This window comes from Mycobacterium sp. SA01, assembly GCF_041287105.1.
Taxonomy (GTDB): Bacteria; Actinomycetota; Actinomycetes; order Mycobacteriales; family Mycobacteriaceae; genus Mycobacterium.
The window spans coordinates 588,539-601,543 of sequence record NZ_JBGGNO010000020.1 but is presented as its reverse complement, the minus strand read 5'-3'; the positions used below and the strand labels follow the sequence as shown (position 1 = coordinate 601,543).

The window sequence follows — 13,005 nt, the reverse complement described above, 5'->3', positions numbered from 1 at the left end:
AATACGGGGGAACTGCTATGACGATCGAAATCACGCCACCACATCCATCGGCGCACCAGGCCGGGCGAACTGCGCCGATACCGAAACAGCCCGACAATGACACGAAGCAGGCTCAAAAGGTGGGTCTGCGCCACCGGTACTTCCTGCAGATTGCCGATTTGGTGACTCTGAGCTCCTCGGCATCAATCGGTGCGGTGGTCCTCAGCCAGATCAGTGCTCAGCGAGCCGGCACGCTCGGTGTCCGCAGCGTCATCATCGCCACGCTGGCGATGGCGGTCGCATTGCACCTGCACGGGCTATACCGTCGGCCCGCCTCGCGGCTGCGTCCGAGTGAGTGGTGGCGGCCTGCGGTGATCGCGCGATGCCTCCCGACGGCCGCCCTACTTGCACTCGCCGTCGACGCCTTCTTCTTGCGCGGCGGCCGAATGACGTTGACTGCGGCGGTGGCCATGGTGCTACCCGCCATCATCCTGGTTCCATTAGGGCGTCGACTGGTCGTCCGGATGTTCGACCCGACTGTCACTCGGATTCTGGTGGTGGGCACAGGCCCAATCTCGGATCGATTGACATCCAGACTTCGCAGGTGTCCGGACACGTTCGTGGTCGGGCACGTCGACGACGAAGCGCCAGCGGGAGCGCACGCGCTCGGCAGTCTGGCTGATCTGCCCGCCCTTTGCGAGGCGCATAACATCGACCGGGTCATCGTCGGCTTCCCCAACGCGAGCGACATGGCGGTGCTGGAAGCGCTACGGGGACTGCAAGGCCGCGTGCCGGTGTCGGAGATCCCGCGCTACTTCGAACTGCACAACTGGCGCAGTGAAGCTGAGGAGCTCCACGGGCTCACTTTGATGCACTTACCGACCGCGTCTTTGGGGCCGGGTGCTCGCGCGACTAAACGGGTTATCGACGTCGTCGCGGCAAGTTTGGCGCTCGTGGTGCTCTCGCCGGCAATGCTGCTGGTCGCAATCGCCATCAAACTGGACAGCCGGGGACCCGTGTTCTTCCGGCAGGAGCGAATGGGGCGGGCCGGGCAGCCCTTCCAAATTTTCAAGTTTCGATCCATGACAGCTGACGCGTGGCAGCGCCGCGACACCGTCGCTGCGCTCAACGAGTCTGATGGACCGCTGTTCAAAATGGCGAACGATCCCAGGGTGACGCGGGTCGGATCCTTCATCCGCAAGACCAGCCTGGACGAACTCCCGCAACTGATCAATGTCGTCATCGGCGAGATGTCATTGGTCGGGCCGCGGCCCCTACCGACAGAGGAGTCCGACCGCATTGACGGTGCCGCCTTGGCGCGCCTGGACGTCAAGCCGGGTATCACCGGCTTGTGGCAGGTCTGTGGACGCAGCCAGCTGACGTACGCAGATCTCCAGCATCTTGACTCTGTGTACGTTGGGAGCTGGTCCTTGATGTGGGATTTCCGGATCATGGCCAAGACACCTCGGGTGGTTTTCGCACGCAGCGGCGCATACTAGCGGCGTCTTATCGATTCACCCGAGACAATTCGTCTCGGCGCGGACGCCGGATGGCAAGGAGTACATCCTGCACATTCTGTTTGTTTGCACCGGCAATATTTGTCGGTCACCCATGGCAGAGCGGCTTGCCGTGTCGTACGCGGACCAATCGCACATCTCAAACTTCAAGGCGTCCAGCGCAGGGACCCGCGCGGTGATCGCCCATCCTATTCACCCTGACGCGGCCACGGTCATCGCAAGGCTCGGCGGCGATGCCGCGAATTTCGCTGCTAAACAGTTGAAGCCAAAGCACATGTCGAACGCCGACCTGATCGTCACTATGACGAAGGCACATCGCGACGCGGCGCTGCAGATCGCACCCCACAAACTGCATCGCACGTTCATGTTGAGCGAGGTCGCTCAACTCACCTCTGTGCACGGCGCAACCACGCTCGCGGACCTAGCCGCCCTGCGTCCGGAACTAACCCCACGGGAGCTATTCGACATTCACGACCCCATCGGTCAGGATCCTGACGTGTTTGATTCTGTTGGTTCACAAATCGCTGCTCTGCTGCCGTTCGTCCTCGAGTTGGGCCGCACCTCTTGACCTACATCGGGGACGGCAAGAGCTCGGGTCCAAGGCCGTTGGCCGCACCGCCGCGCTGCTAGTCTCCCCTCCCCTTGCGATGTCCGGCAAAATGCGCCTCGCAGTGACGGCACTCGCCGGCGCCGCTATCGCCTTGGCCGCACTGACACTCGTCTCCCGCATCAGCCCGATCTCGAACCTCTTCGGCGTGCTGATGGCCTCTGCGTCACCCTTTGCACCGTTTGTGGCCTTGGCGGGTCTGCTCCTCTCGGCGCTCTCACGCCGCACCTCGCTGACGATCATCGCCGTGCTTGTGATCACCGTCACCGCCGCCGTCCAGATACCCCGGTACTCATTCATCCGCCCGGCCGCAACGCAGTTCGCGGACGTCCGAGTGCTGTCGTCGAATCTGCGCAAAGGCCAGGCTGATCCGAACGCGTTCGCCATGCTGGCCCAGAGCTCGGCCGACATCCTCACCGTCTCAGAGCTCACGCCAGAGGCCATGGAAGGCTTTTCGCACACCGTGATCGACGAGGCATTCCCCTACTCAGTCCTGAATCCGGGTCCCGGCGCCGGCGGAATCGGGCTATGGAGCCGGTATCCGCTCACTGCGGTGTCGCCGGGAGCGCAGCGCAGCCTCAATCTCGCCGCCGCGCGCGTCCATGTCCCCGGGGTTCGCCTCGCGCCCCTCGTCGCCAGCATCCACGTCTATTCCCCACTAGCGTCCCAACAAGACACCGTCGATGGTTGGGAAGCCAGCATCGCGAACGCCAAGACGACGCTCAACGAGTTCGCCGCGGTCGCCGGTTCGGGTGCTGTAATAGTTGCGGGCGATTTCAATACCACCTCCGACATGCAGCAATTTCGAAACCTGCTGAGCAACGGCTACCGAGACGCAGCGGATCAGGCCGGGGCAGGATTCATCCCAACGTTCCCTGCCGACACCTGGCTTCCGCCTGCATTGGACATCGACCATGTCGTCGCCCGAGGCGCGACCGCCACCTCTATGCATGCGGCCACGGTTGTCGGCTCCGACCACCGTGCGCTTCTGGCGAAGGTACGCATCCCGACCGTCGCGCAACCCGTCAGCCAAATTAGTTCCTACTGATAGCGTGCCCATCAGAGTCGTCGACAGCTGGGAGGGGCCTCCTTCTTGGTGCGGAGAATCCGTTTCAGCCCCTCGGGGGCTCTGGTGGTCGGAACCCTGGTGCTCGCCATTCTCGCCATGGTCGCGCGCGCCCAGCCGGTTGCCAACATTCCCGGCCTTTTCCTGGCAGTGGGATCGCCGTACTTGGTGCTGACCACGTTCGCGGGATTGGTTGCGGCAGTCTCATCCCGACGATGGTTGCTTGCGCTCATCATCAGCGCGGTTCTGACAGCCACACTCGCGGTGCAGATTTCGTGGTACTTCCTCGGACACCCACCCGATGTTGGTGCGCACCAACAGATCCGGATACTTTCGGCGAACCTACGCTATGGAAAGGCCGATGCCAGCTTCCTCGTTGACCTCGCCACGGACAATGCCGACGTCATCACTGTCTCCGAACTGACGGATGAGGAGGTGAATCGTCTCAAGCAGGTCGGGATCGAAAAGCCCTTCCCTTATTCGCAGTTGATTCCAGCGGAGGGAGCGGGCGGGATCGGCCTGTGGAGCCGCTTCCCAATACGGGCGCTTTCCGAACCCCGCCACCGCGGTGCTGTCTTCCCCGCAGCCCGCTTAAAAGTTCCGGGGCTACGATTCGACCCACTGCTGGCAAGCGTGCACGTCTACTCACCCGTTGCGTACGGCGGTGACACCATCGCCGGTTGGCGAGGCGCGATGGCAGTCGCGAAGGTGCAACTGGCAACCTACACGCGGATCGCCGGACCGGCGGCCGTGATCGTTGGGGGTGATTACAACAGCACGCCAGATATGCGCGAGTTTCGTGATTTCGCCACAAACGGTTTTCGCGACGCGGTCGAACAGAGTGGGTCGGGATTCGCTCCTACGTTCCCATCCACAGCGTGGTATCCACCGTTGATCACGATTGATCACGTGCTCACCCGTAATGCCGCGGCATCCTCTGTACAGACCATTGAGGTTCCGGGTTCGGATCACCGTGCCCTGCTGGGCACGATTCTGGTGCCCGTTGATCCGACGGCATCCTGACATTTGGCCAAACCGGCTGAAGAAAGCCTTTACGCACGCTCCGCGGTCTCGCCGACGCTGTTTCTGGCTATCGCTCCCGGAGCCGCTCTTGCTGCAGCACTTATGATCTCGGCGAACTGATCGCTGATTCGCTCGATGTTGAACCGTTCCTCGGCGAGTTGTCGCGCACGCTCGCCAAGTTTGTCCCGAGCGATGGCATCGCCACTGAATGACGCGATCCATTCCGCCGCTCGCGCGACTCCCACCGCGGTAGGTGGAGCCACAAGCCCGCCAGCGGCGGCAATGTCGTCTGCCGCCGGGTTGTCCGCTGGCATCAGCCCGAGCAATGGTCGCCCCGCGGCAAGGTACGAGAGAACCTTGCTTGGGATCGAGAACTTCGACGCGCCGGGTTCGAGAATTGCGACAAGTACGTCGCCGGCACCAAGCATGTCGGGGAACTGGTCTGCGGGTTGGAATGGGATGACACGCAGTGCGCCGGGTGGAAATTCGTCAATGCGGCCGCGGATCAGGTCAGCTCCTTCGCCCTCAGAAGCCACAATGAGTCGAGCATCCACTCCCCCCGCGCGGACCTTCTCAAGAAGATCGACGAGTAGCGCCGGGTTGTGTTTGCGGCCGAGAGTCCCGGCATACAGCAGCGTCACATCGCCGCGTTCGGCGATCCACTGCGCACTCCATGGGTTGTCAAGAGGCCGAGGTGTGATCTCTCCCAGAGGCGCCCAGTTGGGAATGACTGAAACCCCGGCGCGACGCAATTGCCATTCCTGCTCGTAGTAGGTCTGAAACTCCTTGCCAATAGCCACAACTTGCGTCGCCGCCCTAGTGCTCTGCCGCTCGAGTCGCGACGCCGTCCAAGCGCCCAGGTGCCCGACTGGTCCAGGCAGTTTCTGTCGCAGTTCCGCGGCAAAGGCGAGGCTGTAGAAATCTTGGTGCCACAGTACCCACGGTGTACGGGTGCGACGTGCCCACCAACGGAAGCGCTCGATCATGAAAAGCGATGAGTTACACACAACTACGACGTCTGGTCGCGAGGCTTTGATCTGTTCGATCCACGCCTTCGCGTAGCTCAGTTCATAGCGCAACCGGCCAACGGGGCTGTACTTGTCAAAGGGATGCTTCGAGGTGATCGGAACGAACGAGAGGGTTTCCGGATCGTCGGGTTGAAGTTCCAAACGGCCCTTCCCGCTGACATATTCGCTACTGTACGAGTGCTCGACGATCAGCCCTCGACGCGCCAACTCGCGGGAAAGTTGAGCTTGGAACGGATGTCCACTCCAATCGTGAATGTGAATTCGGAGCGGGTAATTACTCACCGTGCCCCAAGCGCCTCAACGGCAGGCTCGTTCGTCGCGATCTGGTCGTAGATCCAGGCGTACGTCTTCTCAAGCCCCTCGCGCAACGTGATCGACGGCTCCCACCCGTATACGGAATGAAACAGTGTGTTGTCGCTGTTTCGCCCGCGCACTCCCTGGGGGGCATCCAGTTTGTACTTACGCTCGGCTTTGACGCCAGCGATGTCTTCGACGATGTCGGCAAGCTGATTGATGGTGACAAGCTCGGCAGAGCCCAAGTTCACGGGTTCGGCGAAATCGCCATTGAGGATTTCCCGCGACCCGCGGACGCAGTCATCGACATACATGAAGCTGCGGGTCTGCTCGCCGTCGCCCCAAATCTCCAGAAGGTCCGACTTTCCCTGTGCGATAAGGGCGATCTTCCTGCACATGGCCGCCGGCGCCTTCTCGCGGCCTCCGTCGTACGTGCCGTTCGGTCCATAGACGTTGTGGTATCGAGCCATCCGAGTCTTGAAGCCGAAGTCCTCACGGAAATGGCGGGCCATGCGCTCGCTGAACAGCTTCTCCCAGCCGTACCCATCCTCAGGGTCAGCTGGGTAGGCGTCGGCCTCCTTGAGTGCGACGACATCGGACTCGGTCTGCTTCTCACCGGCATAGACGCACGCCGACGAGCTATAAAAGTAGCGATCGACACCGGCCTCATGGGCAGCCTGCAGCACGTGAGTGCTGGTGAGGACCGACAGCATGCACAGGGCACGGTTGTTCTCGATGAACCCCATGCCTCCCATGTCGGCAGCGAGGTTGTAAACGTGCTCGACGCCGTCGACTGCCTCACGCGCGGTCTCCAGCAGCGAGACATCGCCGACGCGGGACTCGGCATCCTCATGAACCTGGTACCACTCGTCGAGCGGCTTCACGTCGACCGCCCTGACCTCGTGTCCATCGGCGACGAGCGCGCCGGCAAGGTGACCTCCGATGAACCCACCGGCGCCCGTGACCAAAACCTTCATGAGTCTCCCCCTCATACACGGAGCTGCCTCCGCGTGTCCCGGTCGATCATAGCTCCGGCGCCATTTGCGAGGCGACTTAGCATGAATCCCATCGACCCCACCACAACGTAAAAACGACAAATGGCCGCCTACCGAAGTAGACGGCCACCGGTCGAAAGGCTTTACGCCTCTTCGGTGAAGTTCCGGGTGACGGCCGGGTCGACCGGGATGCCCGGGCCCGTGGTCGTCGAGACGGTGATCTTCTTCAGGTAGCGGCCCTTGGACGACGACGGCTTGGCACGCAGGATCTCGTCGAGCGCGGCGCCGTAGTTCTCGGCCAGCTTCTTCTCGTCGAACGAGGCCTTGCCGATCACGAAGTGCAGGTTGGCCTGCTTGTCGACGCGGAAGTTGATCTTGCCGCCCTTGATGTCGGTGACGGCCTTGGCCACATCCGGGGTGACGGTGCCGGTCTTGGGGTTCGGCATCAGACCGCGCGGGCCCAGCACGCGGGCGATGCGACCGACCTTGGCCATCTGATCCGGGGTGGCGATCGCCGCGTCGAAGTCCAGCATGCCGCCCTGGATCAGCTCGATCAGGTCGTCGCTGCCGACGATGTCCGCACCGGCTTCCTTGGCCTGCTCGGCCTTCTCCCCCACCGCGAACACCGCGACGCGCGCGGTCTTACCCGTACCGTTGGGCAGGTTGACCGTGCCGCGGACCATCTGATCGGCCTTGCGGGGGTCGACGCCGAGCCGGATCGCCACCTCGACGGTCGCGTCCTGCTTCTTCGACGACGTCTCCTTGGCGAGCTTCGCGGCTTCCAGCGGCGAGTACAGCTTCGTCTTGTCGACCTTCTCCGCGGCTTCTCGGTAGGCCTTGCTCGTCTTGCTCATTTCGTTCTCCTAATTGATGAGGTCGTGGTTCGCGGACCGAAGCTGGTCCTCCCACGCGTTCCTGCAGTACTTACTCGACAGTGATGCCCATCGACCGGGCGGTGCCGGCGATGATCTTGGCAGCCTGATCGATGTCGTTGGCGTTGAGATCTTCCTTCTTGGTCTCGGCGATCTCGCGCACCTGATCCCAGGTGACCTTCGCAACCTTGGTCTTGTGCGGCTCGGCCGAGCCCTTCTGCACGCCGGCAGCCTTGAGCAGCAACCGGGCGGCGGGCGGGGTCTTCAGCGCGAAGGTGAAGCTGCGGTCCTCGTAGACGGTGATCTCCACGGGGATGACGTTGCCGCGCTGGTTTTCCGTCGCGGCGTTGTACGCCTTGCAGAACTCCATGATGTTGACGCCATGCTGGCCGAGCGCAGGGCCGACCGGCGGGGCGGGGTTGGCCTGCCCGGCCTGGATCTGCAGCTTGATCAGCCCGGCGACCTTTTTCTTCGGGGCCATTCGGGGTTGTTTCCTTTCTAGCGATCGCAGACAGCGATCAGATCTTGGCGACCTGGTTGAAGGTCAGTTCGACGGGTGTTTCGCGACCGAAGATGGACACCAGCACCTTGAGCTTCTGCTGCTCGGCGTTCACCTCGCTGATCGAGGCCGGCAGCGTCGCGAACGGCCCGTCCATGACGGTGACCGACTCGCCCACCTCGAAGTCCACCAGGATCTCGGGGCGTTCCAGGGTGGCCTCGGACGATGCAGCGGACGCCGATGAAGCAGCCGCCTTGCCAGGCTTCTTCGCCGCACCCTGCGGCAGCAGGAACTTCACCACGTCGTTGAGCGACAGCGCCGTCGGCCGTGACGTCGCGCCGACGAAGCCGGTGACACCCGGGGTGTTGCGCACGGCGGCCCACGAATCGTCGGTCAACTCCATGCGCACCAGGATGTAGCCGGGCAGCACCTTGCGGTTGACCTGCTTGCGCTGGCCGTTCTTGATCTCGGTGACTTCTTCGGTGGGCACCTCGACCTGGAAGATGTAGTCGCCGACGTCCAGGTTCTGCACGCGGGTCTCGAGGTTGGCCTTCACCTTGTTCTCGTAGCCGGCGTAGGAGTGGATGACGTACCAGTCGCCCGGCTTGCTGCGCAGCTCAGCCTTGAGCGCGGCGGCCGGATCGAGCTCCTCCTCGGCGGCAGCCTCGCCGGCGGCGTCCGTCGCCTCAGCGTCAGGCGCCGCCTCGATCTCAGGTGCGGCAGTGTCCTCGTCGATCACGTCGACGAGGGCCTCACCCGTGGGCGTATCGCCTTCGGGGGTTGTCACGGTAGTCAGTCCTCTCTAAAAACGTCAGCGTTCGCTAGCCGAGCGTCCACAGCACAAGCTTGGCCAGGCCGAGGTCGACCCCGCCGATCAGCGCGACCATGAAGGCCAGGAACAGCAGCACCACGCTGGTGTAGCTGACCATCTGTTTGCGGTTGGGCCAGATCACCTTGCGCAGTTCGGCAACGACCTGCTTGAGGTAGTTCCAGACGAACAGGATGGGGTTGCGCGACGGCCCGGACTTGGCCTTCTTCTTCTTGGCCTTGGTCTTCTTGCCGGGCTTGTCCTCGACGCCGAGTTCTTCGGCGGTCGATTCGACTTCCTCCGGCTCGGCCAGCGCAGTGGCTCCGGCGCGCCGGGACCGCTTGCCGGTGGGACGCGCGGGGCGGGTCACGACGACGGTCTGACCGCCGTTGGTGTCCTCGGTGCCAGGCAAGGAACCGTCGCCTGCGCCTGCGGCGTCAGCACTTTCGCGCTCGTCGCTCACCGCATGCTCCTTTGTGTCGAGTACGTGTGGGCTGGAGTACCCAGCCCGGTGTGCACCCTCCAGTGTCCACCATGTTCAGTCCAGCTTTATTCAGTTGGAGCAGGGGCGACAGGACTTGAACCTGCAACCTGCGGTTTTGGAGACCGCTGCTCTGCCAGTTGAGCTACGCCCCTCTGCACTACTCCGGTTTACCCCCACATGATTCGCGCGCTCCCCGTTCGGTCAAACCCGAACCGACGGACAGCGCGCTTATCTGGGAAAACCCCGAGGTCCGAGTGTACAACGGCACACCAAGCAGGTGTTAATCCGTTGTTAGTCGTGAACGACCGGCTTGCGCAGGACCTGTCCGGTCTCCGGATCCCAGCCTGCCGAGATCGAGTTGTCGCCCTCGTGCCCCATCAGTGTGGTGAACGACTCCATGATCATCTCGCCGTGCTGGTCGATGAGGACGTTGCGGGTGGTCACGATATCGGCGCCGAACCGCTCCTCGACGGACTCGATGTACATCGTGCCGCGGACGGCGTCACCCTCGACGATCGGCCGGTAGAACTTGAACTTCTGATCCACCTGGACGATCTGCAGTGTCTCCAGACCGACGTCGACGTGCTGGAAGAAGTGATTCTGAATCATCACCGCCAGGATCGACATGAACGTCGGCGGCGCGACCAGGCCCTTGTGGCCGAGCTCGGCCGCGGCCTTTTCGTCCATCGAGGCGGGATCGGTCGACTTCACCGACTTGGCGTACTGCCGGACCTGCTCACGGCCGACCACGAAGGTGTCGGGATACTCCCAGACCATTCCCCGGATATCAGTCTTGAGTGCCATGGTTACGCCAACTTCGCAATCGCGACGGCGCGTCCGAAGATCTTCTTCCCGCCCGTAGTGGCGGTCAGTGCGATCGTGATGCTCTTGGTCTCGGGATCAGCCGACTTCACCTTCCCGGTGAACACAATCTCGGCGCCGACTCCGTCGTTGGGCACCGGCACGATGGCGGTGAAGCGCACGTTGAACTCGGTGACCGCACCAGGGTCCCCGATCCATTCCGTGACGTAACCGCCGCCGAGGCCCATGGTGAGCATTCCGTGCGCGATCGCGGTGTCCAGACCGACCTGTTTTGCGATCTCGTCGTCCCAGTGGATCGGGTTCAGATCGCCGGACACGCCGGCGTAGTTGACCAGGTCGGCGCGGGTCAGGGTGATGACCCGTTCCGGCAGCTCCTCACCCACTTTGACCGAGCTGAACTCACGCAGTGCCATCGTTGAAGCCACTCTCTCCGTCTTCCTCACTCCGCCCGGCGAGCGTCGTGTAGGTCTCCTGTACTACCTCGTCATCCTGATTACTGACAACGTTCTTGGTGACAATGATGTCGGTGCCGTGCGCCTGCCGAATCTCGTGGACGTAGACGTCACAGTAGAGCTTGTCGCCGGCCTTGATCGGCTTGAAAAACTTCAGAACCTGATCGATCTGCACGATCTGCTTGTCGGTGATCCCGATGTTGGCGTGCTCGAAGAAGGCGGTCTGAGCGGCGTAGCCCAGCATCGACGTGAACGTCAGCGGCGCCAGAATGTCGTCGTAGCCCAGCTCAGCGGCGGCCTCGTGGGAGAAGAACGCCGGATCGGAGTTCTGGATGGCTCTGGCGTGCTCGCGGATCTTTTCCCGCTCGACCAAGTAATAGTCGGGGTAGCGAAAATGTCGCCCGACGAATTCTTGGGACAAAGCCACGGAGCAGGACCTATCTAGTCAACCTCGGCACTGTTCACTGGCCGTCGTCTCGACGGCCAGGCGAAATCAGCGCGACTCTTTGTGCGGCTGGTGCTGGCCGCAGTTCGGGCAGAACTTCTTCAGCTCGAGCCGGTCGGGGTCGTTACGACGGTTCTTCTTGGTGATGTAGTTGCGGTGCTTGCACACCTCGCAGGCCAAAGTGATCTTCGGCCGTACGTCAGTACTCGAGGCCACGTTCGTTGCCTTCTTTCACGTTCTCGTTTGCGTCTACCTGTAGCGGTGGGGAGGCTCGATCTCCCGACCTCACGATTATGAGTCGTGCGCTCTAACCAGCTGAGCTACACCGCCCCGATAGGCACTTGCGGAGTTCCGCGGCGCCCAGAGGTCGGCCACGAAATCCGAGTGTCCACCGAGCCCCCTAACGGAATCGAACCGTTGACCTTTTCCTTACCATGGAAACGCTCTGCCGACTGAGCTAAGGGGGCCTGACCCGCGAGCGACGTACAGCCGTGGGCCTTAAAGAGGGTACAGCCTGCGGATGGGCTCAGCCAAACCGCTCGTCGGCGAGCTCGACCGGCCCCCCGAGGCCGCGCTGACCTGGTCGGGCGGCGACGCTTACTGTGAAGCCATGGCATCGACGGATCGTCTGTATTTCCGCCAACTGCTCTCCGGCCGGGATTTTGCCGCCGGCGACATGATGGCGCAGCAGATGCGCAACTTCGCCTACCTGATCGGTGACCGGGAGACCGGCGACACCGTCGTGGTCGATCCGGCTTATGCGGCCGGCGACCTGGTCGACGCGCTCGAGGCCGACGGTATGCATTTGTCCGGGGTGCTGGTCACTCACCACCACCCCGATCACGTCGGTGGGTCGATGATGGGCTTCACCCTCGCGGGCCTGGCCGAGCTACTCGAGCGGGTCGAGGTGCCGGTCCACGTCAACACCCATGAAGCGCTCTGGGTTTCGCGGGTCACCGGCATCCCGATGAGTGGCCTGACCGCCCACGAGCACGGCGACAAGGTTTCCGTCGGCGCCATCGACATCGAGCTGCTGCACACTCCGGGTCACACGCCGGGCAGCCAGTGTTTCCTGCTCGACGGCCGCCTGGTGGCCGGCGACACGCTTTTCCTGGACGGTTGCGGGCGTACCGACTTCCCCGGCGGCGACGTCGACGAGATGTTTCGCAGCCTTCAGCAGCTCGCCGCGCTTTCCGGCGATCCGACGGTGTTCCCAGGGCACTGGTACTCGATCGAGCCCAGCGCCGCACTGTCCGAGGTCAAGCGGTCCAACTACGTCTACAAGGCGTCGAGCCTGGACCAATGGCGCACGTTGATGGGCGCCTGATACTTCCAATTACGTTGGCAATAGCCATAATTAGCTATGGCCGACACCCTGTATGCCGACGTTTCGGAGTGGCAGGTCGGCGTCAACGACACCTATCTGTATCCGGTGTTGTGTATCCGCTCCAATGACGGCACCTACCGCGACCGTCACTGGGTGAACAACTACGGCTGGTGCCTGAGCAATGTCGACAGCGGGCGCCTGACCTTCTTCATCGTCTACTTCGTATGGCGGCCGAATTGGCGCGAGACCGTGGAGACGTTTAAATCCCAAGTGCGAGCACCACATCCGAAGATGGCGGTGATGATCGACGTCGAGTCATGGGGCGGCCAGATCTCCGGTGACCAGTCCGCGGGGATCAACGCGGCCTATCACGAGGTAGGTGCCTACGTCGGCTCGACCGCGAAGGTGATCGGCTACGGCAATGTCGGAGACCTGAATCGGTTGTGGCCCACCAAACCGGACGGCATCCGACTGGTCGTGGCCTCCTACGGCTCGAATCCGCCCTACCCGGGCAAAATCGCCCACCAGTACACCGACGGACAGGGCTACGGAGGCGGACTACCGGAAGGGGCGCCGCCCTTCGGCCGTTGCGATATGAACTCGGCGGACGGCCTGGCCGCGCAGCAGTTCGCGCAGGCCTGCGGCATTTCTCCGGTACTGCCGGTCACGCTGGCTGTGCGCCGGCGACGCGCGTCGATGGCGGCGAGCCCGTACGCGCTGCAACGCCGATTGGCCCAGCGCGACAATAACTTTCGATCTCGTCAATACTGAAGACGTCGGTTTGCTG

Annotated in this window: 16 protein-coding genes and 3 tRNA genes; 6 read left to right on the top strand and 13 right to left on the bottom strand. The window is 62.8% G+C overall.

The genetic code is table 11. The features are described 5' to 3' along the window. Window positions 1-17: 17 nt before the first annotated feature. The 4 genes from AB4879_RS22090 (at window position 18) to AB4879_RS22075 (ending at window position 4,192) form a co-directional block, all read left to right on the top strand. Window positions 18-1,478, top strand: a complete 1,461-nt coding sequence (locus AB4879_RS22090) for a sugar transferase (protein ID WP_370509284.1) — start codon at window positions 18-20, stop codon at window positions 1,476-1,478. A 13-nt stretch (window positions 1,479-1,491) separates the two neighbouring features. Then, window positions 1,492-2,064 carry a low molecular weight phosphatase family protein gene (locus AB4879_RS22085; RefSeq protein ID WP_370509550.1) on the top strand — a complete coding sequence of 191 codons (573 nt, stop codon included), beginning with the start codon at window positions 1,492-1,494 and terminating at the stop codon, window positions 2,062-2,064. 79 nt (window positions 2,065-2,143) lie between these two features. Then, window positions 2,144-3,151: an endonuclease/exonuclease/phosphatase family protein gene (locus tag AB4879_RS22080; RefSeq protein ID WP_370509283.1), complete on the top strand. Its 1,008-nt coding sequence runs from the start codon at window positions 2,144-2,146 to the stop codon at window positions 3,149-3,151. Window positions 3,152-3,235: 84 nt separating this feature from the next. Beyond that, a complete protein-coding gene (locus AB4879_RS22075) occupies window positions 3,236-4,192 on the top strand; it encodes an endonuclease/exonuclease/phosphatase family protein (RefSeq protein ID WP_370509282.1) in 957 nt (318 codons plus the stop codon). A gap of 29 nt (window positions 4,193-4,221) precedes the next feature. On the opposite strand, the gene AB4879_RS22070 is transcribed toward AB4879_RS22075, so the two are convergent. The 13 genes from AB4879_RS22070 to AB4879_RS22010 form a co-directional block, all read right to left on the bottom strand. After that, a complete protein-coding gene (locus AB4879_RS22070) occupies window positions 4,222-5,502 on the bottom strand; it encodes a glycosyltransferase family 4 protein (RefSeq protein WP_370509281.1) in 1,281 nt (426 codons plus the stop codon). Beyond that, complete coding sequence (locus tag AB4879_RS22065; RefSeq protein WP_370509280.1) at window positions 5,499-6,491, bottom strand: NAD-dependent epimerase/dehydratase family protein; 993 nt, start codon at window positions 6,489-6,491, stop codon at window positions 5,499-5,501. Before AB4879_RS22065 ends, AB4879_RS22070 begins: the two co-directional genes overlap by 4 nt. A gap of 161 nt (window positions 6,492-6,652) precedes the next feature. Then, window positions 6,653-7,363: a 50S ribosomal protein L1 gene (rplA, locus tag AB4879_RS22060; RefSeq protein ID WP_102807063.1), complete on the bottom strand. Its 711-nt coding sequence runs from the start codon at window positions 7,361-7,363 to the stop codon at window positions 6,653-6,655. A gap of 70 nt (window positions 7,364-7,433) precedes the next feature. Beyond that, window positions 7,434-7,862 (bottom strand): 50S ribosomal protein L11, encoded by a 429-nt coding sequence (rplK, locus tag AB4879_RS22055; protein ID WP_036343413.1) that lies wholly within the window; start codon window positions 7,860-7,862, stop codon window positions 7,434-7,436. Window positions 7,863-7,899: 37 nt separating this feature from the next. Next, window positions 7,900-8,667 (bottom strand): transcription termination/antitermination protein NusG, encoded by a 768-nt coding sequence (gene nusG, locus AB4879_RS22050; RefSeq protein ID WP_083118341.1) that lies wholly within the window; start codon window positions 8,665-8,667, stop codon window positions 7,900-7,902. A 34-nt stretch (window positions 8,668-8,701) separates the two neighbouring features. Then, window positions 8,702-9,151 carry a preprotein translocase subunit SecE gene (secE, locus tag AB4879_RS22045; protein ID WP_370509279.1) on the bottom strand — a complete coding sequence of 150 codons (450 nt, stop codon included), beginning with the start codon at window positions 9,149-9,151 and terminating at the stop codon, window positions 8,702-8,704. Between the two features lie 100 nt (window positions 9,152-9,251). Then, window positions 9,252-9,324 (bottom strand) — tRNA-Trp (locus AB4879_RS22040). 139 nt (window positions 9,325-9,463) lie between these two features. Further along, the gene (hadC, locus tag AB4879_RS22035) at window positions 9,464-9,976 is read right to left on the bottom strand and encodes a (3R)-hydroxyacyl-ACP dehydratase subunit HadC (RefSeq protein ID WP_370509278.1); all 513 of its coding nucleotides are present in this window, start codon (window positions 9,974-9,976) and stop codon (window positions 9,464-9,466) included. Window positions 9,977-9,978: 2 nt separating this feature from the next. Beyond that, window positions 9,979-10,407 (bottom strand): (3R)-hydroxyacyl-ACP dehydratase subunit HadB, encoded by a 429-nt coding sequence (gene hadB / locus AB4879_RS22030; protein ID WP_370509277.1) that lies wholly within the window; start codon window positions 10,405-10,407, stop codon window positions 9,979-9,981. Beyond that, complete coding sequence (gene hadA / locus AB4879_RS22025; RefSeq protein ID WP_370509276.1) at window positions 10,394-10,873, bottom strand: (3R)-hydroxyacyl-ACP dehydratase subunit HadA; 480 nt, start codon at window positions 10,871-10,873, stop codon at window positions 10,394-10,396. Before hadA ends, hadB begins: the two co-directional genes overlap by 14 nt. A gap of 66 nt (window positions 10,874-10,939) precedes the next feature. Further along, window positions 10,940-11,107 (bottom strand): 50S ribosomal protein L33, encoded by a 168-nt coding sequence (gene rpmG / locus AB4879_RS22020; RefSeq protein ID WP_005143733.1) that lies wholly within the window; start codon window positions 11,105-11,107, stop codon window positions 10,940-10,942. A gap of 40 nt (window positions 11,108-11,147) precedes the next feature. Beyond that, window positions 11,148-11,221 (bottom strand) — tRNA-Met (locus AB4879_RS22015). A 64-nt stretch (window positions 11,222-11,285) separates the two neighbouring features. Next, window positions 11,286-11,358, bottom strand: a tRNA-Thr gene (locus AB4879_RS22010). 143 nt (window positions 11,359-11,501) lie between these two features. Between AB4879_RS22010 and AB4879_RS22005 the strand changes: the two genes are divergently transcribed. Together AB4879_RS22005 and AB4879_RS22000 are read left to right on the top strand one after the other, a co-directional pair. After that, the gene (locus AB4879_RS22005) at window positions 11,502-12,218 is read left to right on the top strand and encodes an MBL fold metallo-hydrolase (protein ID WP_370509275.1); all 717 of its coding nucleotides are present in this window, start codon (window positions 11,502-11,504) and stop codon (window positions 12,216-12,218) included. Window positions 12,219-12,254: 36 nt separating this feature from the next. Then, entirely contained in the window at window positions 12,255-12,989 is a 735-nt protein-coding gene (locus AB4879_RS22000; RefSeq protein ID WP_370509274.1) for a hypothetical protein, read from the top strand. Window positions 12,990-13,005: the final 16 nt, after the last annotated feature.